The sequence below is a fragment of the Stenotrophomonas sp. SPM genome, assembly GCF_003105135.1.
Lineage (GTDB): Bacteria > Pseudomonadota > Gammaproteobacteria > Xanthomonadales > Xanthomonadaceae > Stenotrophomonas.
The window spans coordinates 1-19,636 of record NZ_QETL01000077.1 but is presented as its reverse complement, the minus strand read 5'-3'; the positions used below and the strand labels follow the sequence as shown (position 1 = coordinate 19,636).

General features: G+C 67.6%; 15 protein-coding genes and 1 pseudogene. 9 read left to right on the top strand and 7 right to left on the bottom strand.

Annotation, left to right across the window (positions count from 1 at the left end; genetic code table 11):
• Positions 1-106 precede the first annotated feature (106 nt).
• Positions 107-985, bottom strand: coding sequence for a plasmid replication/partition related protein (locus DCO49_RS14770; RefSeq protein WP_116864674.1), 879 nt, complete (start codon positions 983-985; stop codon positions 107-109).
• Positions 986-1,048: 63 nt separating this feature from the next.
• Positions 1,049-2,401 carry an aspartate aminotransferase family protein gene (locus DCO49_RS14765; protein WP_116864673.1) on the bottom strand — a complete coding sequence of 451 codons (1,353 nt, stop codon included), beginning with the start codon at positions 2,399-2,401 and terminating at the stop codon, positions 1,049-1,051.
• Between the two features lie 129 nt (positions 2,402-2,530).
• Between DCO49_RS14765 and DCO49_RS14760 the strand changes: the two genes are divergently transcribed.
• Positions 2,531-4,027: an aldehyde dehydrogenase gene (locus DCO49_RS14760; RefSeq protein WP_116864672.1), complete on the top strand. Its 1,497-nt coding sequence runs from the start codon at positions 2,531-2,533 to the stop codon at positions 4,025-4,027.
• A 67-nt stretch (positions 4,028-4,094) separates the two neighbouring features.
• Here the strand turns inward: DCO49_RS14760 and DCO49_RS14755 are convergent, their stop codons facing one another.
• Positions 4,095-4,733, bottom strand: coding sequence for a hypothetical protein (locus DCO49_RS14755; RefSeq protein ID WP_243402749.1), 639 nt, complete (start codon positions 4,731-4,733; stop codon positions 4,095-4,097).
• A 146-nt stretch (positions 4,734-4,879) separates the two neighbouring features.
• On the opposite strand from DCO49_RS14755, the gene DCO49_RS14750 reads away from it, so the two are divergent.
• On the top strand, positions 4,880-6,178 hold the full coding sequence (locus tag DCO49_RS14750; RefSeq protein ID WP_116864670.1) for an MFS transporter: 1,299 nt from the start codon (positions 4,880-4,882) through the stop codon (positions 6,176-6,178).
• Here DCO49_RS14750 and DCO49_RS14745 read toward each other — a convergent pair.
• Positions 6,159-6,620 carry a bacteriohemerythrin gene (locus DCO49_RS14745; RefSeq protein WP_108768362.1) on the bottom strand — a complete coding sequence of 154 codons (462 nt, stop codon included), beginning with the start codon at positions 6,618-6,620 and terminating at the stop codon, positions 6,159-6,161. The genes DCO49_RS14750 and DCO49_RS14745 overlap by 20 nt on opposite strands.
• Before the next feature lie 72 nt (positions 6,621-6,692).
• A complete protein-coding gene (locus tag DCO49_RS14740; protein ID WP_116864676.1) occupies positions 6,693-8,045 on the bottom strand; it encodes a diguanylate cyclase in 1,353 nt (450 codons plus the stop codon).
• 203 nt (positions 8,046-8,248) lie between these two features.
• Between DCO49_RS14740 and DCO49_RS14735 the strand changes: the two genes are divergently transcribed.
• Entirely contained in the window at positions 8,249-8,638 is a 390-nt protein-coding gene (locus DCO49_RS14735; protein ID WP_243402748.1) for a hypothetical protein, read from the top strand.
• 53 nt (positions 8,639-8,691) lie between these two features.
• Here DCO49_RS14735 and DCO49_RS14730 read toward each other — a convergent pair whose 3' ends face one another.
• Together DCO49_RS14730 and DCO49_RS14725 are read right to left on the bottom strand one after the other, a co-directional pair.
• The gene (locus DCO49_RS14730) at positions 8,692-10,332 is read right to left on the bottom strand and encodes an MASE1 domain-containing protein (protein ID WP_116864668.1); all 1,641 of its coding nucleotides are present in this window, start codon (positions 10,330-10,332) and stop codon (positions 8,692-8,694) included.
• A gap of 203 nt (positions 10,333-10,535) precedes the next feature.
• Complete coding sequence (locus tag DCO49_RS14725; RefSeq protein ID WP_116864667.1) at positions 10,536-11,813, bottom strand: FAD-binding oxidoreductase; 1,278 nt, start codon at positions 11,811-11,813, stop codon at positions 10,536-10,538.
• A gap of 177 nt (positions 11,814-11,990) precedes the next feature.
• On the opposite strand from DCO49_RS14725, the gene DCO49_RS14720 reads away from it, so the two are divergent.
• From DCO49_RS14720 to DCO49_RS14695, 6 genes and pseudogenes are all read left to right on the top strand, one after another.
• Positions 11,991-12,752, top strand: a complete 762-nt coding sequence (locus DCO49_RS14720; protein ID WP_116864666.1) for a gamma-glutamyl-gamma-aminobutyrate hydrolase family protein — start codon at positions 11,991-11,993, stop codon at positions 12,750-12,752.
• A complete protein-coding gene (locus DCO49_RS14715) occupies positions 12,749-14,146 on the top strand; it encodes a glutamine synthetase family protein (protein ID WP_079221322.1) in 1,398 nt (465 codons plus the stop codon). The genes DCO49_RS14720 and DCO49_RS14715 overlap by 4 nt, the downstream gene beginning before the upstream one ends.
• Positions 14,147-14,240: 94 nt before the next feature.
• The gene (locus tag DCO49_RS14710; protein WP_116864665.1) at positions 14,241-15,350 is read left to right on the top strand and encodes a polyamine ABC transporter substrate-binding protein; all 1,110 of its coding nucleotides are present in this window, start codon (positions 14,241-14,243) and stop codon (positions 15,348-15,350) included.
• A 298-nt stretch (positions 15,351-15,648) separates the two neighbouring features.
• Positions 15,649-16,755: pseudogene (locus DCO49_RS14705) on the top strand (HlyD family secretion protein); the annotation flags it as partial.
• Positions 16,752-18,308 carry a DHA2 family efflux MFS transporter permease subunit gene (locus DCO49_RS14700; protein ID WP_116864663.1) on the top strand — a complete coding sequence of 519 codons (1,557 nt, stop codon included), beginning with the start codon at positions 16,752-16,754 and terminating at the stop codon, positions 18,306-18,308. The pseudogene DCO49_RS14705 and the gene DCO49_RS14700, both read left to right, overlap by 4 nt.
• Before the next feature lie 26 nt (positions 18,309-18,334).
• Positions 18,335-19,636, top strand: a 1,302-nt coding sequence (locus DCO49_RS14695) for an efflux transporter outer membrane subunit (protein WP_279325647.1), incomplete at its 3' end; no start/stop codon positions are given.

The window sequence follows — 19,636 nt, the reverse complement described above, 5'->3', positions numbered from 1 at the left end:
CCCACGCTCGGCTGCTTTGCCACGGTGCACGGCAGCCGAGCGTGGGCTCGGTTCTACAGATCAGCGTCTTCCCGTCGGCAGCGCAGGGCCATGCCCGGCGGCGTGGTTACAGCGCCTCGAGCTGCTTCCGCAGCGCGGCCAGCTGCGCGCGCAGGGTGTCGTTCTCGCGGGTCAGGGCGACCACGCGACGACGCAGCGCCGGGGCGTCCTCGCCCAGCTGCTCCAGTGCGGACAGCACTTCGGCATCGCGGCTGGCGACCTCATCCTCGCTCGGCTCCTCGAAATCCATCTCGGCCGCTTCAGGCTTGGGTGCGCGCGGCTTGCGCTTGGATTCGCGCACGCGCTTGGCCGCCTGCTTCAGTTCCTCCTTGCCACCGGCGGCGGCCGCGCGCTGCTCCTCTTCCGGCAGGTCGGCCACGGCCGCAGCCGCGCTGATCGAGATCACGCCGGCCTTCACCGCTTCCACCACCTCGGCGGCGGCCTGCGCGTGGATGCGCTCGATCATGCCGACCTGGCTGGTGCTCAGCTTCGCTTCGCGGGCCAGTTCGGCGCGGCTGACCTTCGGTGCCGGTTCCCACGGTGGGCTGTCTTCGCCTGCGTCGTCGGCCGGTTCGGCGGTGCCGTCGCTCTCGCGCTGCAGCTGCGCCTGTTCCACCTGCTTGCGGGCGGACAGGATGTCGCGCTTGCGCAGGGCCAGCACGCCGCGCTGGAAGTCAGACACGCTGCGGCGCCCCAGGTGCTGCTCGATCATCCACAGGTGCACGTCTTCCATGCTCTGGAAGCGGGTGTTCTGCACGGTGTTGAACGGCAGGCCGTGCTTCTGGCAGATGCCGAAGCGGTTGTGGCCGTCCACCAGCACATCACCCCACAGCACCAGCGCGTCGCGGCAGCCCTCGGCCAGGATGCTGCGCTCCAGCGCGTCATGTTCGTCCGCGGTCAGCGGGTCGATGTAGGCCTTCAGTTCTTCTTTGACGACGATGTCCATGGGCACGGCAACAGTCATGAGCGGAACCGACCATTGTACCCGCTCGCCGCCGCCGCCCCGGGCTCAGGCGGTGGCCCGGATCATCTCGCCCAGGGTGCCGGTGATCTGGTCGATCTGCGCCTTGTCCACGATCAGCGGCGGCGACAGGGCGATGATGTCGCCGGTGCAGCGCACCAGCAGGCGGCCATCGTGGAAGCAGCGCCGGTAGACCTCGTAGCCGCGGGCGCCGGCGGCATCGCGGCGTGGCGCCAGCTCGACCGCGCCGACCAGGCCGAAGTTGCGGATGTCCACCACGTTCGGCAGGCCCTGCAGGGCATGCAGGCGCTCCTGCCAGTACTCGCCCAGCTCGATGGCGCGCTCGAACAGGCGCTCCTCGGCGTGGATGTCCAGGGTGGCCAAGGCGGCCGCGCAGGCCAGCGGGTGGCCCGAATAGGTATAGCCATGGAACAGCTCGATGGCCTGCGCCGGGCCCTGCATGAAGCTGGCATGCACGGTATCGCCTACCAGCACGCCGCCCAGCGGCACCGCGCCGTTGCTGACGCCCTTGGCGAAGGTCAGCAGGTCCGGGGTGACCCCGAAGCGCTGCGCGGCGAAGGGCATGCCGACCCGGCCGAATCCGGTGATGACCTCGTCGAACACCAGCAGGATGCCGTGCTGGTCGCAGATCTCGCGCAGCCGTTGCAGGTAGCCGGGGGAGGGCAGGATCACCCCCGCCGAGCCAGCCACGGGCTCGACGAACACGGCGGCGATCGTGGACGCATCGTGCAGCGCGATCAGGCGTTCCAGATCGTCGGCCCGTTCGGCGCCGTGGCGCGGCAGGCCCTTGCTGAACGCGTTGCGCTCCAGGTCCAGGGTGTGGCGCAGAAAGTCCACGCCGCCCAGCTGCAGGCCGAACTGCCTGCGGTTGTTGGGCAGGCCGCCGAGGGCCATGCCGCCGAAGCCGACGCCGTGGTAGGCCTTTTCGCGGCTGATGAAGCGGGTGCGCTGGCCCTCGCCACGCAGGCGATGGTGGGCCAGCACGATCTTCATCGCGGTATCCACCGCCTCCGAGCCAGAGCTGGTGAAGAACACATGGTTGAGCCCGGCCGGCGCCAGCGCGGCCAGCCGCTGGGCCAGGGCAAACGCGGGCGGCGAGCCCATCTGGAAGGCAGGCGAGTAATCGAGCGTGGCCGCCTGTTCGGCGATGGCCTGGACGATGCGCGGGCGCGCGTGGCCGGCGTTGCAGCACCACAGACCGGCGGCGCCGTCGAGGATGCTGCGCCCGTCGATGTCCTCGTAGTGCATGCCCTCGGCACGCACCAGCATGCGCGGCGCACCCTTGAACTGGCGGTTGGCGGTGAACGGCATCCAGTATGCGTCCAGCGATTCGGGGCGCTGGGTGGCCAGTACGTGCGGGTCGATCGCGGGGTTCTTCATGCCGCCTCCGTCGTGTCCGATGCACCGACTGTAGCGCAGCCCGGTCATCGCGGCGGTAGCGGCGGCGGCAGAACGGCCGCGTCACAGCCACGCCGGTATAAACGAGGCATTCGCTGCCTGGAGCCGGACATGGCTGATTTCCCCGACCGCACCCACTGGCAGGCACTGGCCGGCCAGCTGGCGATCACCGCACAGGCCTTCATCGATGGCCGCTACGTGGACGCGGCCAGCGGCGCCCGTTTCGACTGCATCAGCCCGATCGATGGCCGCGTGCTGGCCCAGGTGGCCGACTGCGATGCGCAGGACGTGGAGCGTGCGGTGGCAGGGGCGCGGCGCGCCTTCGAGGCCGGCCACTGGTCGCAGGCCAGCCCGGCGCACCGCAAGCGCGTACTGTTGGCGTTGGCCGCGCTGGTGGAAAAACATGCGGACGAACTGGCCCTGCTGGAAACCCTGGACATGGGCAAGCCGGTGCGCGATGCGCGTCGCGTCGACCTGCCCGGCGTGGTGCGCTGTCTGAGCTGGACGGCCGAAGCGGTGGACAAGCTGTACGGCGATATCGCGCCGACCGGCCCGCACGAACTGGGCCTGGTCAGCCGCGAGTCGGCCGGCGTGGTGGCCGCGATCGTGCCGTGGAATTTTCCGCTGCTGATGGCCTGCTGGAAGATCGCGCCGGCGCTGGCGATGGGCAACTCGGTGGTGCTCAAGCCTTCGGAGCGCTCGCCGCTGAGTGCGCTGCGGTTGGCCGCGCTGGCCGCCGAAGCCGGGTTGCCCGATGGCGTGCTGAACGTGCTGCCCGGGCAGGGCATGTACGTGGGTGAACCACTGGCGCTGCACATGGATGTGGACGTGCTGGCGTTCACCGGCTCGACCGCCACCGGCGCGAAGCTGCTGCAGTACGCGGGCCGTTCCAACATGAAGCGGGTGTGGCTTGAATGCGGTGGCAAGAGCCCGCACCTGGTGTTCGCCGATGCGCCGGACCTGGATGCGGCGGCCAAGGGCGTGGCGCGGGGCATCTTCTTCAACCAGGGCGAGGTCTGCACGGCGGGCTCGCGGCTGCTGGTGGAGCGCTCGATCCGTGACGATTTCGTGCATCAGGTGGTGGCGTATGGGCGGCGCATGCAGCCGCGCCATCCGCTGGAGGCCGATGCACCGATGGGTGCGCTGGTCGATGCCGCGCACGTGGACAAGGTGCTGGCCGACATCGCGCGCGCCGAAGGCGACGGAGCGCGCCTGCTGCTGGGCGGGCAGCGCGCCGAGGTGGAAGCGGGCGGCTGCTACGTGCAGCCCACCGTGTTCGACCAGGTACGGCCAGAGCAGGCACTTGCCCGCGAGGAGGTGTTCGGGCCGGTGCTGGCGGTGCTCGCGTTCGATGGCGAAGCCGAGGCCGTGCGCCTCGCCAACGACAGCCGCTATGGGCTGGCGGCCGGATTGTGGACGCGCGACCTGGGGCGGGCGCATCGCGTGTCGCGGCAGCTGCGCGCGGGCAGTGTGTGGGTGAACGGCTGGGATGGCGGTGACATGAGCGCACCGTTTGGGGGTTACAAGCAGTCGGGCAACGGCCGCGACAAATCGCTGCATGCGTTCGACAAGTACAGCGAGATCAAGGCGACCTGGATCCAGTTGTAGCGTCGCGCCGGCGGGCATGACCCGGCGCTGCCGCCTTTCTGTAGAGTCAAGCCATGCTCGGCTGTCTCTACCGGCACCGCGCGCTCACCACCAGCACCGCGTCGCGCAGCGCCTGCCGGTCCATTTCCTCCACCGCCCCCTGGAAATAATCCAAGTCCTGCTTCCCCAGCTGGCAAGGATCGACGATGTACCCCGGCGGCCACAGGCCGAGCAGCTGCGCAACGCCGTGCACGATCTGCTCGGGCGTCATCGTCCTGCGGATGCGGAAGTAGTTCCGCCGCGGCGCGAACGCCGCATGTACCTCGCGGCGGCCGATCAATCGTGGTGCCACCCCCGACGCCGTGATGCCATCACCGCCGTTGATGCTGCCGGCCGGCAGGCCCAGCACGAGGGGTGCGGGTATCGGCGGACTGTCGCTTTGCACATCTGCCGGCGGCAGCGGTACAGGTGAAACCCGTCGCGAGGGGCGGGCAGGCATCGGGGCCGCCGTTACCGCAGTGGGGGCGTCGCGCGGCGAGGGCGGCTGCAGCGGCGGTGGCAGCCAGCGCAGGCTGATGCGTTCTTCGGCCTCCAGCGCGGCACCCAGCCGGCCGCTCTGCCACAGCCACGCGCCCAGCAGGGCATGCAGCAGCACCACGACCAGCCAGGCCACCGTGCGCGCCAGCTGCGGTGAATCGGACCAGCGCAACGCAACCACAAGAGCCATCGGCGAAGCATCCATGCAGGGACCGGTGGCGCAGCCTAACCAGTGTCCAGAAAAATTCCGTTGGCATCGGTGTCGGCTGAAACCATCGCCCCGTCAGCCCGCCCGCGCGTGGCAGAATCGGTCGATCAACCTTCCACGCCTTGCAGATGTCCTCGATCAGCGCTGCCGCTCCGCCCGTGAATTCCCCCAGCCGTGTCCTGCTGGCCAGCCTCATCGGCACCACCATCGAGTTCTTCGATTTCTACATCTACGCCACGGCGGCGGTGCTGGTGTTCCCGCACCTGTTCTTCCCGGAAAGCAGCGACCAGGCGGCTCTGCTGCAGTCGCTGGCGACCTTTGCAGTGGCCTTCATCGCGCGCCCGGTGGGCTCGGCGGTGTTTGGCCACTTCGGCGACCGCATCGGCCGCAAGGCCACGCTGGTGGCGGCGCTGCTGACCATGGGCCTGTCCACGGTGGCCATCGGCCTGCTGCCCACCCATGCGCAGATCGGCCTGTGGGCGCCGGCCCTGCTGGCGCTGTGCCGCTTCGGCCAGGGCCTGGGCTTGGGCGGTGAATGGGGCGGTGCGGTGCTGCTGGCCACTGAGAACGCACCGCCGGGCAAGCGCGCCTGGTACGGCATGTTCCCGCAGCTGGGCGCGCCGCTGGGCTTCCTGCTGTCGGCCGGCATCTTCCTGCTGCTGGGTCGCTGCCTGGGCCAGCAGGACTTCCTGCAGTGGGGCTGGCGCATTCCGTTCGTGGCCAGCGCGCTGCTGGTCGGCCTGGGCCTGTGGGTGCGCCTGAACATCCATGAGACGCCCGATTTCCAGCAGGCGCTGCAGCGCAAGGCGCCGGTGCGGCTGCCGATGTGGACGGTGCTGCGCGACTACTGGCTGCCGATGCTGCTGGGCACGCTGGGCGCGTTCGCCACCTTCGTGCTGTTCTACCTGATGACGGTGTTCAGCCTCGGCCACGGCACGTCCGTGCTGGGCTACAGCCGCGAGCAGTTCCTGCTGATGCAGATGGGCGCGATGCTGTTCTTCGCGGCGGGCATTCCGCTGTCTGCGCGTTATGGCGACCGCTGGGGCACGCGCCGCACGATGGTCTTTGCCAGCCTGCTGATCCTCGGCTTCGGCGTGCTGTTTGCACCGCTGTTCCAGGCGAACAGCCCGTGGCTGGTGTTGAGCTTCCTGTGCCTGGGCCTGTTCCTGATGGGCCTGACCTACGGCCCGTGCGGCACCTTCCTGGCCGAGATATATCCGGTGGAAGTGCGCTACACCGGCGCATCGCTGTCGTTCAACCTGGCCGGGATCCTCGGTGCAGCACCGGCACCGTACCTGGCCACCTGGCTGGCCGAGCGCTTCGGCCTGGTCGCGGTGGGTTACTACCTGTGCCTGACCGCCGTGGCGACGTTGTGCGCGCTGCTGGCCCTGCAGCGGCGCGCGCAGCTCAGCCAAAGAAACGCTTGAGCGTGCGGCCCAGCCAGCCGCCGCTCTGGTGCTCGCGGGCGAACTGGTTGAGGTGCGCCTTGACCTGTTCGGCGTAGGCCTGGTCATCGCCGCGGATGTGGTTGAACAGCCAGCGTGAGAGCATCGTGCGCAGTTCGTCGGTCACGTCTTCGCCGGCCTGGAAACGCAGGCGATATTCGGCCACGCGCTTGATGAAGATCTCATGCACGCGCTTGTGCGCGGCACAGAACGGATAGCCCGCTTCCTCCATCAGCTCTTCCTCGAACGCGAAGTGCGACATGGTGTAGTCCACCACTTCGTCGATCACTTCGGCCACCACCGCGGTCTGCAGCCCGGCCTGGGCCACGTGCAGGTGGTTGAGCATGTCGACGATGCGTCGGTGTTGCTGATCGATCACATCGATGCCGATGTTCAGATCGTCCTGCCAGACCAGTAGTGCCATCCCCCGGCTCCCCTTCATGTTCATGTCGGGGCTGACTTTAGGACCGCTTCGCTCAGGCGGCGTTGATCTGGATCAAAGCGCGGTGGCCATCGCGGCTTCGCGCGGGCGCAGCGGATTGGCCACGGTCGCGCAGCTGACCCGGTTGCGGCCGGCCGCCTTGGCCAGGTACAGCTGGCGATCAGCCTCGGAAATCAGCTTGTGCAGTGAGTCGCGCTGCGGGTGCAGGCAGCACAGGCCGATGCTGACGGTCATGCGCAGGGTGGCGGTGCCGATGTCCACTTCCAGTGCGGCGATCCGCTGGCGCAGTTCCTCGAAGTAGACGATGGCTTCGTCCTGCTCCATCTCCGGCACCAGCAGGCAGAATTCCTCGCCGCCGAAGCGTGCGATCAGGTCCTGGCTGCGTGCGTGGTCGCCTACCGCGCGGGCCACCGCGCGCAGCGCATCGTCGCCGGCTTCGTGGCCATGGGTGTCGTTGATGTGCTTGAAGTGGTCGATGTCGATCATCGCCACCGCCACGCTTTGGCCGTGCAGCTGCAGCTGCGGCAGCTGGCGCTGGCTCTGTTCCAGGAAGCAGCGGCGGTTGGGCAGGCCGGTGAGGAAATCGCGGGTGGCCAGGTCCTGCAGGGTGCCGATCAGCTCCAGCTGGTCGACGTTCTGCGACACACGGCAGAAGAACTCCTCACGCGAAAATGGCTTTCGCAGGAAGTCATTGGCGCCGTTCTTCAGGAAGCGCGGTATCAGCGAGGCGTCGGTGTTGCCGGAAATGCCGATTACCGCCAGCTTGTCGCGCGAGCGCAGGGTGCGCAGGCGACGGGTGAACTCCACGCCCTGCATGCCGGGCATTTCCTGGTCGACCACGGCCAGGCGGATGGCCGGGTGCGCTTCGATCGCGGCCAGGCCTTCGGCACCGTCGGCGGCCTCGAACACTTCATGGCCGTACATGCGCAGCAGCGCCGCGGCGTAGCCACGGGCGGATGGCGAATCGTCCACCACCAGCGCCGCGATGCGGCGGTTGCGTTCCAGCCGCTGCACCAGCCACACCAGGTAGTCGATGCTGCCGGGCGTGTTCTTCAGCACATAGTCGATGATCTGCTGCTGCAGCACGCGCTTGCGCAAATCTTCGTCGTATACGCTGCTGACCACCACGGTGGGCAGGTCGCGCTTGAGGAAGAACTCGACGACCGCATCACGGTCACCATCGGCCAGCACCAGCCCGGTCAGCACCAGGAACCAGCCGCCGTCGTCACTCAGCAGGCGATCGGCTTCGGCCAGCGTGGAGGCAATCACCACCGGCAGTTCCAGGCGGTGTTCAATCGCTTCGCGCAGCATTCCGGTGAATGCGCGGGAGTTTTCCACCAGCAGGATCCGCTGCGGAAGGGGGTCTGCCAGGTCGCCATCGACAACGACCTGCGGGAGGACGGGCATGGTGCGGAGGCTCACGTGAGGGAGGGGCGCTCGGGAAGGATAGCGGCGGTTGCGGAAGAAACTTTAGGGAAATGGGGTGCAAGTTTCCGTCAGGTGCCATACGCGTGCCGCGAAGCGGTTAGTATCGCGCTGAGGTTCCCGACTTCAACTTCGACCTGGAGGTCATTGTGCGATTCCTACGTTCTGGTGCAGCTTGTGGAATCATGTTGCTTGCCGTAGCGCCCGCTTATGCTGGAGGCCCGTCGGATTTTCACGGAAAGCCGCTGGCGACTGCCGGGCTGGGACAGTCCGCGCCGCTGGCTGTCAACCTGAGTCAGGACCCGGCGTGGTTGCTGTATGGATTCCAGCGCGACGGTGTCATGTACCTGCAGGTCAATGACCTGACTGGGAACGTGCAGTTGATCATCGGCAACGCCGGTGGCACCTACTTCGTGCTACCCGCCGGGAGCAATCCGGCGAAGGTGTCGCTGCCCGAGCAGCGTATCGGCGTGCCCGCCGGAGCCGTTCGCTCGCGGATCTACCAGGCAAACGACTTCTCGCTGGTCCGTTACCGGAGCGGCGATGAGGTGGTCTGGTCGGTGGAAGCTCCATGAGCTTCAGATGAGTCAGGCCGGGCGGCGCCGGGCTTCACGGCGTCGCCCTGTTTTCAGGCCCGGGTCTGAGTGTGTTCCCCATCGAAGGAGGCACTACGATCCGCCGGATGAAACGAAGGAAGAGGCGCCGGTACCCCTGTCTCGATCAACGCAATTCTGATCCGGTTGCGTTGCGACTGCACTGAGCCGCCATACGCCATCGCGCGGCCGGCCAAACGTTCGATGGCCGCCTCGCGGGTTTCCGCTGACAACGTGCGGTAGGCGTCAAGCAGTGCGACGGTCACCAGTATGCCGCGATGTGAGCCGACACCGCCGCACCGCGCGCGAACCTGGATCTGGCCAGTTTCATGGTTTAGCAGCAACGAAACCGCGTCGTTGAGAGCGCGGTAGGCAGCCAGCTGCAATCCAGTGCTGAGCTGGCAAGGGTCACCGAGAAGGCGGGGACGCAAGACTCGATTGCTCAGGTCCCAGGCTTCGCGAACGCCGCCTGCCTGGAGGGCAACGTATAGACCCAGATGTTCCAGCGCTGCGGGATACACCATGCTTGTCTGTTCGCGGAACTGTCGTGAATGGACCGAAGCCATGTGTAACAGGCTGTTTGCAACAGTTGGATGTCCCTGCGCGCTCAGCCAGTTCGCGACTTCACCAAGCGAGGTATCAATCCCATCGCCCAACTTCCGGAGGTGTCGTGCACGTTCGCGAAGGTCCAGCTCGCTTGCGACAAGAGAATTGCGCGCGTGCTTGAGCGCATTTCGTTCGCCGACTTCACCCAGCCGGGAACGGTGATAGTAATGGGAGATGCGCGATCCCAGCACCAGCAATGCAACACCGGTGGTGGCCATGACCTGCTGGGTTGCGAAGGCGGCTGAATCAAAGGCGCCGGTGTAGGGGCCGGGAGTGGAAAGCCCAATGATCAGGTTGAGGGATGGAACGCCGATGGCAGCACCACGCCAGCCATACAGGCAGGTCATCACAACCACGGGTATCACCATCATCAACTGCATGGACGTTTTGGCATTCACCTCGTCCAATGGCAGCTGTGCCGCGTAGAGTCCCAGCACGGTCATGACGGTAAGCGCTGCCCCTGCCTGAAGGACGAAGCCCCGTGTCCAGGCAGGACGTGTGCTTCGGCGCATCCACAGCAGTGCCAAAGGCGCGAGAGTCAGGATGCCGATGAAATCGCCGACCACAAGACGTGCGATGCTCGCCAGTACGGGCATCGCCGGAGGCACCGGCCATAGCACGTGTGCCAGCACCAGGTTGAGTGACGTGACCGCTACGGCACATAAGGCGGCGACCGAGATAAGCCACGCGTTCCTGCTGGCGGTCATGAACGTTCTGTGCAGATGCACGATCAGCATGACGGCGGGCATCAGCAAGGTCGAACCCAGCACTACCCAGGCCGGTCCATACTTTTCGATCATGGGCACGCGCATCTGCGCGAAATAGGCGTACTCACCCAGCAGCAGATAAGGCCATAGCCGCGGGGGGCAAAGAAGAACCGCCGCGACGCGGACCCCGGCAGGAAGGTAGAACTGATCAAGGGAGAGCTGCCGTGCGCCCCAGCATGCAATCGCATACAGCGCAGCCAGGGCAAGACCTGCCGGATGGATGCGCAACTTCAACTGCAGGCCTTCATTCCACCAGTTCAATCGTACTTCCCCTTCCTGTCTATGTACCCTGTCAGCTTCCATTCGCCGCGGGCCCCGGTTGGACCGACGGTATCGGCAGGCATCCGAATATGCAATCGCCGCGCGCCTGAAATCCACAAGTGAGAAAGTCATCACACCAATGGTGTGATTTACCCAAATCACCCTTCAGCGGGAACGCGGCCGCCCTTCGATAACGAGGTCATTCTGATTGGTGCGTGTGCCGGGATAATCCAACCTTGGCCGTGCTACCACAGTGCGTCGCGCAGCTTGTACCAGGACATCGCCGCCACCAGCAGCGGCGTGCGCAGCAGCCGCCCGCCTGGGAATGGCGCATGCTGCAGTCGCTGGAACACATCCAGGCGCGCGCTCTGGCCATCGATGGCCGCGGCGATCACATCCCCGGCCAGCCCGGCGGCGGCCACGCCGTGCCCGGAAAAACCCTGGGCGAAATACAGGTTGCCGTCCAGCCGGCCCCAGTGCGGGGCACGGTTGCGGGTGATGTCCACGTAGCCGCCCCAGACCTGTTCCACGGCCACGTCGGCCAGCTGCGGGAAGACCTGGTGCATGCGCCGCTGCATCAGCCCACGCAGCCCCGGCGGCGGCAGCGCCGAGTAGCTGGCACGGCCGCCGAACAGCAGGCGGTGGTCATGGCTGAGACGGAAGTAGTCCAGCGCCCAGGCGGTGTCGGCCACCGCCATGTTGTTGCGGATCAGCTGCCGCGCACGCTCGGCGCCCAGTGGCGCGCTCGCGCCGATGTAGGTGCCGACCGGCATGATGCGGCGCTCCAACTCCGGCAGCAGCCCCTGCAGCCAGGCGTTGCCGGCCACCACCAGATGCGTGGCACGCACGCTGCCCTGCACGGTCTGCAACGTGGCCTGCGCGCCACGCTGCACGCGGGTGACCGGCGAATGCTCGTGGATGACCACGCCGGCTGCACGGGCGGCATCGGCCAGGCCGCGCGCATAGGCCAGCGGATGCAGGTGCGCACTGAGCGGATCGAACATCGCGGCGCGGTAGCGCGGGCTGTCCAGCTGCGCGTGCAGGACATCGCGCTCCCACCACTGCATCGGATGGTCGTAATGGCGCTGCAGGTGCTCGCAGCCGGCGCGCAGGTCACGTTCGTGGCGTGCACGGATCGCGACGCTGGCATGGCCTTCCACCCAGTGGCAGTCGATGCCGTGGCGCGCGATGCGCTGGCGCATCGACTGCACCGCCTCGCGCGACCAGTCGAACAGATGGCGGGCGTCGTCGCGGCCGAGCTGGCGTTCCAGCTCATCCACCTCGCAGCCGTAGCCCACCAGCGCCTGGCCGCCGTTGCGTCCGGACGCCCCCCAGCCGATGCGCTGCGCTTCCAGCAGCACCACGCGGTAGCCACGCAGGGCCAGTTCCAGCGCGGCGGTCAGGCCGGTGTAACCGGCACCGAGCACCGCCACGTCGGCCTGCACATCACCGCGCAGCGGCGGCAGCGCAGCCGGTTCGGGCAGGCTGTCGGCGTACCAGCTGGGCGGGAAATCCGCGCTCACCGCAGGCCTCGCGGGCACGGGATGAAGGGGCAGGGCGGGGGCGGGCGATCACTGTTCACCGGCATAGTCTGGCCGATGCACGTAGCCGGGTGTGTGACGGCGACGACTTGCCGCCCGCGCGCACCGGCGTTTACTTTGATGTCCAGGCCAAGGATGCCCACGCCAAGGAGTTTTCCCATGCGCCGCCTGCCCTGGGTGGGCCTGCCCACCGACAGTACTGTGCTCGGCCATCACCGTTTCGCGGTGGCCGGCGAGAAGTACGTGCGCGCGCTGGTCGACGCGGCCGAGGTCACCCCGCTGGTGCTGCCCAGCCTGCAGCCGGCACTGCCGGCCGACGACTGGTTGCAGGGCCTGGATGGCCTGCTGTTGACCGGTGCGGTCAGCAACATCGAGCCCCAGCACTATGAAGGGGGCCGCAGCTGGCCGGGCAACCTGCATGACCCGGCGCGTGACGCCAACGCCTTCGCCCTGCTGCAGGCCGCGCTGGCGCTGGACCTGCCGGTGCTGGCGATCTGCCGTGGTTTCCAGGAGGTGAACGTGGCCCTGGGCGGCAGCCTGCATCCACAGGTGCATGCGGTGCCGGGGCTGGCCGACCATCGCGGGGATCCGCAGGCAGCGGTCGAGGTGCAGTACGGGCCGGCGCATGTGGTCACGCTGGCTGGCCATGGCTGGCTCGCGAAGTGGCACGGCAGCGACCAGGCACAGGTCAATTCCGTGCACGGGCAGGGCATCGACCGGCTGGCCGATGCCCTGCAGGCAGAGGCATGGGCCGGCGATGGCCTGGTCGAAGCCGCACGCAGCAGCCACCATCGTTTCGTGCTCGGCGTACAGTGGCACCCGGAGTGGCGTGTCATGCAGGCGCCGTTCTATCACGCTATTTTCCGTGCTTTCGGCCAAGCTTGCCGGCAGTACCAACAGAACCAACTGGATTCCCCATGAGTTCCCGACCTCGCCCGCGCAAGACGGCCACGCCCCCCGCACCGCAGGAAAGCAGCCTGCTGCGCTGGCTGAAGGAGCGGCGCATCACCGAGGTCGAGTGTCTGGTGCCGGACATCACCGGCAACGCACGCGGCAAGATCATCCCGGCCGACAAGTTCTCGCACGACTACGGCACGCGCCTGCCCGAAGGTATCTTCGCCACCACGGTCACCGGTGAATTCCCCGACGATTACTACGACCTGACCTCGCCGTCGGACTCGGACATGATGCTGCGGCCCGACCCGGACACCGTGCGCATGGTGCCGTGGGCAGCCGACGCCACCGCGCAGGTCATCCATGACTGCTACACCAAGACCGGCGAGCCGCACGAGCTGGCCCCGCGCAACGTGCTCCGCCGCGTGCTGGCCGCCTATGCCGAACTGGGCCTGCGCCCGGTGGTCGCACCTGAGCTGGAATTCTTCCTGGTGCAGAAGAACACCGACCCGGATTTCCCGCTGCTGCCGCCGGCCGGCCGCTCCGGGCGCCCGGAAACGGCGCGGCAGTCGTACTCGATCGATGCGGTCAACGAATTCGATCCCATCCTCGATCTGATGTACGACTACGCCGATGCGATGAAGCTGGACGTAGACACGCTGATCCACGAATCCGGCGCGGCGCAGCTGGAAGTCAACTTCACTCACGCCGATGCGATGGACCTCGCCGACCAGGTGTTCCTGTTCAAGCGCACCATGCGCGAGGCGGCGATGCGTCACGGCGTGTACGCCACCTTCCTGGCCAAGCCGATGGAGAACGAGCCGGGCAGCGCCATGCACATCCACCAGAGCCTGGTGCGGGTGAGCGACGGCAGCAACGTCTTCACCGGCGAGACCCACGGCGAGGGCGAGTTCAGCCCGGTGTTCGGCCATTATCTGGGCGGCCTGCAGAAGTACGTGCCGCAGGCGATGGCCTTCTTCGCGCCGAACGTCAATTCCTACCGCCGCCTGGTGTTCGGCGAGGTCTCACCGAGCAACGTGCACTGGGGCTATGACAACCGCACCTGCGGCCTGCGCGTGCCGCTGGACACGCCGGAGAACATGCGGGTGGAAAGCCGTTTCGCCGGGTCCGATGCCAACCCCTACCTGGCGATGGCCGCGACCCTGGCCTGCGGCCTGCTCGGCATCCGCGAGCGGCTGGCCCCGGACGCGCCGGTGACCGGCAGCGCCAAGGAGCTGGGCTACAACCTGCCACGCTCGCTGGGCGAGGCACTGGACGGGCTGGAACAGTGCGCCGAACTGCAGGCCCTGCTGGGCGAACGCTTCTGCCGGGCCTACATCTCGGTCAAGCGCAAGGAATACGAGACCTTCTTCCGCGTCATCAGCTCGTGGGAGCGCGAGTTCCTGCTGTTGAACGTGTGAAGGCCCGCAATTGATGAATGAGCCGCCGGGGGGTAGGCTGGCACCCGTCGCCGGCCCCGCCGGCCTCCCCCCATTCCGCATTCTGGAGCACCCGATGAAGCTGCGTATCCTCACGCTCGGCCTGGCTTCCGCCATGCTTGCCGCCTGTGGCAGTGGCAACGGCGGCGCGCAGGACAGCCAGGTCCTGAACGTCTACAACTACAGCGATTACATCGCCGAGGACACCATCCCGACCTTTGAGAAGGAGAGCGGGATCAAGGTGACCTACGATGTGTTCGACAGCGACGAGATGGTCGAGACCAAGCTGCTGGCCGGCAACAGCGGCTACGACGTGGTGGTGCCGACGCTGAACTTCTTCGGCCGCCAGATCCAGGCCGGCGTGTTCCTGCCGCTGGACAAGAGCAAGATCCCGAACCTGGCCAACCTGGACCCGTCGGTGATGAAGCGCATCGCCACCCAGGACCCGGACAACAAGTACGGCGTGCCGTACATGATCGGCACCACGGGCATCGGCTACAACGTGGACATGCTGAAGGAACGGTTCGGCGGCAGCGCCGACATCGCCAACAGCTGGGACCTGGTGTTCAAGCCGGAAAACATCGCGAAGATGAAGGACTGCGGCGTGACCATCCTGGACACGCCGGCCGACATGATTCCGATCGCCCTGCATTACCTGGGCCTGGACCCGCACAGCGGCGACCCGGCCGAGCTGAAGAAGGCCGCCGACCTGCTGAAGTCGATCCGCCCGTACGTGCAGAACTTCCACTCCTCGCAGTACGTGGGTTCGCTGGCCAACGGCGGCACCTGCCTGGTGGTCGGCTGGTCGGGTGACATCATCCAGGCCCGCGACCGCGCCGAGGAAGCCAGCAACGGCGTCCACGTGGCCTATTCGATCCCGAAGGAAGGCGCACCGCAGTGGTTCGACATGCTGGCGATCCCGAAGGACGCCAAGCACCCGGAAGCGGCCTACAAGTTCATCAACTACCTGCTGGAACCGAAGGTCGCCGCGGCCAACACCAACTTCATCCACTACGCCAACCCGGTGCCGACCGCGACCCCGCTGGTGGACGAAGCGATCCGCACCGACCCGACCATCTACCCGCCCGCCGACGTCGCCGAGAAGATGTTCACCTACTCGATCAACACCCCGGAAACCGACAAGCTCTACACCCGCCTGTGGACCGAAGTGAAGACCGGCAAGTAAGTGAGGGCCGACCAACGGTCGGCCTCCACCAAGCAGAAAAGCGGAGGCCAACGGCCTCCGTTTTTTTTGCTTCTGTTCCTGCTCTGCCGTTGACCTCCTGTCCGCCGCCGGGATGCGTGAGGGCAGGGTGCAGAGCCGGGAACTCGTCACCGGCACGCGACAAACGCTTTCACCTCACCTCCTCACCCCTTCCCCTACCGTCCCGTATGGCACCGACCACGGCCACGACGAGACAATGACCGACCAATCCCAGCGCACCGACGCCCCCACCGACGAAGCCCCCTCCACCCACGAGGACAAGCCTTCGCCGCTGAAGAACCCCAAGGTCCGCTGGACCCTGGCCATCATCGGCGCCGTCGTGGTCATCGCCCTGGTCGCCTGGCTCATCTACCACCTGCTGGTCGGCCGCTACCTGCAGGACACCAACAACGCCTACCTGCAGGCCGACGCCGTCGCCGTCGCCCCGCGCATCAACGGCTACGTCACCGAAGTGCTGGTGCAGGACAACCAATGGGTCAAGGCCGGCGAACCACTGCTGCGCATCGACCCGCGCACCTACCGCGCCACCCTGGACCAGGCCGAGGCGGTCATTGCCGTGCGCGAAGCCGACATCGCTGCTGCCGTCGCCGGCGTGCAGGGCCAGCAGTCCAGCCTGCTGCAGGCGCGCACCCAGCTCACCGCGGCCACCGCTTCGCTGCGCTTCGGCAAGGCCGAGCTGGCCCGCTTCACCCCGCTGGCCGCCAGCGGCGCCGACACCCACGAACACGTGGAAAGCCTGCGGCATGACGTCGAACGCGCGCAGGCCCAGTACGACGCGGCGAAGGCGCAGATCCAGGGCGCGCAGAGCCAGATCGACGCCAGCCAGGCGCAGCTGGAGCAGGCCAACGCCGGCCTGAAGCAGGCCCAGGCCGATGCCGCGCAGGCCCGCGTCGCCTTCGAGGACACCGAGCTGCGCGCGCGCATCGATGGCCGCGTCGGCAACAAGACCGTGCAGGTCGGCCAGTTCGTCGCCGCCGGCACCCGCACCATGACCATCGTGCCGGTCGAGTCGCTGTACCTGAGCGCCAACTTCAAGGAAACCCAGGTCGGCCTGATGCGCGCCGGGCAGCCGGCCGAGATCAAGGTCGACGCGCTGCCGGGCACCCCCCTGCGTGGCACGGTGGAAAGCATCTCGCCCGGCACCGGCTCGCAGTTCGCGCTGCTGCCGCCGCAGAACGCCACCGGCAACTTCACCAAGGTCGTGCAGCGCGTGCCGGTACGCATCCGCGTGGACGCCGGTGCCGAGGCGCGCAAGGTGCTGGTGCCAGGCATGTCGGTGGAAGTGACCGTCGATACGCGCAATGCCAAGGACGCGCGCGAGCGCACCCGCGACGAGGCCGAGGCCACGGCCGCGCCGGCGCGATGAACGCCACCGCCGCCCCTGCAGCGCCCGGTGCCGAGGGCAAGGCCGATGCCGGCGCGTGGCTGGCCGTGGCGGCCGGCACCATCGGCTCGTTCATGGCCACGCTGGACATCTCCATCGTCAACGCGGCGCTGCCCACCATCCAGGGCGAGGTCGGCGCCAGCGGCACCGAGGGCACCTGGATCTCCACCGCCTTCCTGGTCTCGGAAATCGTGATGATTCCGCTGACCGGCTGGTTCGTGCGCACGCTGGGCCTGCGTACCTTCCTTTTGATCTGCGCCACGCTGTTCACCGCGTTCTCGGTGATGTGCGGCCTGGCCGATTCGCTGCCGATGATGATCGCCGGCCGGGTAGGGCAGGGCTTCGCCGGCGGTGCGCTGATTCCCACCGCGCTGACCATCGTCGGCACGCGGCTGCCACCGAAGCAGCAGCCGCTGGGCACCGCGCTGTTCGGCATGACCGTCATCCTCGGGCCGGTGATCGGCCCCCTGCTGGGTGGCTGGCTGACCGAGAACGTCAGCTGGCACTACGCCTTCTTCATCAACGTGCCGATCTGTGCCGGCCTGGTTGCCTTGCTGCTGCTCGGCCTGCCGCATGAAAAATCGAACTGGGCCGGGCTGCTGCGTGCGGACTGGCTGGGCATCATCGGCATGACCGCCGGCCTGTCCGCGCTGACCGTGGTGCTGGAAGACGGCCAGCGCGAGCGCTGGTTCGAATCGACGATGATCGTGGTGCTCAGCCTCGTGTCGCTGCTGGGGTTTGCCCTGCTGGCGCTTTCGCAGTTCACCAGCAAAGCGCCGGTCATCCGCCTCAACATCCTGTTCCAGCGCAGTTTCGGTGCGGTGTTCGTGATGGTGATGGCGGTGGGCATGATCCTGTTCGGGGTCATGTACATGATCCCGCAGTTCCTGGCGATCATCGCCGGCTACAACACCGAGCAGGCCGGCTACGTGCTGCTGCTGGCCGGCCTGCCGACCATCCTGCTGATGCCGTTGATGCCGAAGATGCTGGAAACGGTGGACGTGCGCATCATGGTGTTCGGCGGCATGCTGTGCTTCGCCGCCGCGTGCTTCGTCAACCTCGGGCTGACCCCGGACAGCATCGGCCCGCACTTCGTCATCGGCCAGCTGCTGCAGGGCTGCGGCCTGGCGCTGGCGATGATGGCGCTGAACCAGGCGGCCATCACTTCGGTTCCGCGCGAGTACACCAGCGATGCCTCGGGCCTGTTCAACGCCGCGCGCAACCTCGGCGGCTCGATCGGCCTGGCCATCATTTCCACGTTCCAGGAACGCCGTGCCACCCTGCACATCGATGCGATCGGCAGCAGTGTCACCGCCAATTCGACCCTCGCCCAGGACGCGCTGCATGCCTATGGCCAGCAACTGGGCGATGCGACGCAGGCGATGGCGGTGCTGGCGCAGACGGTACAGATGCAGGCGATGGTGATGGCCTACAACGACCTGTTCTGGATCTTCGGCCTGATCGTGGTGGCAACCCTGCCACTGGTGTTCCTGCTCAAGCCCCTGCCCAAGGGCGTTCCATTGGCGATGCACTGATGACTTCGACAAGCTCGACCCTTTCCTTGGACCGGTCCCTCCGCCTGCGCCGCCTGTGGCCGGCCACGCTGCCGCTGCTGCTGGCCGGCTGCATGCTGGGGCCGGATTACGTGAAGCCGGAGGTGGCTGGCAACGCCACCGCGCAGTCTCGACTGCCACGCGCCGCGCAGGCCGACGTGCAGCCGGCCACGCCGCCCAGCCAGTGGTGGCGCGCGCTGAATGATCCGCTGCTGGACCAGCTGGTGGACGAGGCGCTGCGCAACAGCCCCAACCTGCGTGCCGCCCAGGCCAAGTTGCTGGCCTCGCGCGCGCTGCAGCGCCAGCGCCGCGCCGAGCAGCTGCCCAGCGTGGGCGCCGTCGCCGGCTATGCCAACGTCAAGGCGCCCGATGCGCTTGAGAACAGCGTGCGCGGCCTCGGCGAGAACATCGCCGGCGTGGCCGAGGCCAACGGTCGCCCGCAGGAAGCGGCGCAGCTGCGCCAGCAGTTTGCCGATATCGACCTGGACACCGAGCTGTACGTGGCCGGCTTTGATGCCAGCTGGGAACTGGACCTGTTCGGCCGCCGCCGCCGTGCGGCGGAGCAGGCGGCCGCCGAAGCCGAGGCCAATGCCGCAGCGCTGGCCGATGCGCAGGTGCAGCTGGCGGCCGAGCTGGCCCAGGTCTACCTGGGCTACCGCAGCAGCCGCGAGCGTATCGCCCTGGCCGAAGTCAATCTGCGCGCCGCCGATGACAGCCTGCAGCTGACCCGACAACGCCGCCAGCGCGGTGCCGATTCGGATCTGCAGGTCGAACGTGCGCAGGCCCAGCGCGAGCAGCAGCAGGCCGCGCTGCCGCCACTGCAGGCACAGGCCGACGAGGCACGCGATGTGCTGGCGCTGATGGTCGGCCGCGAGCCCGGTGCGCTGGACGCGCGGCTGGCCGCCGACCAGCCGTTGCCGGTGCTGCCGGCCAGCGTGTCGGTGGATGACGCGGGCGCACTGATCCAGCGCCGGCCGGATGTGCGCAAGGCCGAGCGCGAGCTGGCGGCCTCCTCGGCGCAGATCGGCCAGGCGATTTCGGCCTACTTCCCGCAGGTGACCCTGCTGGGCAGCATCGGTGCCGGTGCCACCTCGATCTCCGACCTCGGGCCGGATTCAGCGGCGACCATCGTCGCCCCGTTCCTGCGCTGGTCGCTGTTCGACTTCGGGGTGAACAAGGCGCGCGTGGCCCAGGCCCGGGCCGGCAACGAGGCGCGGCTGGCGGCTTACGAGGGCACGGTGCTGGCCGCGCTGCAGGATGCCAACACGGCGCTGGCCCGGTTCGGTGCCGCCCGCCAGCAGCTGCAGGCC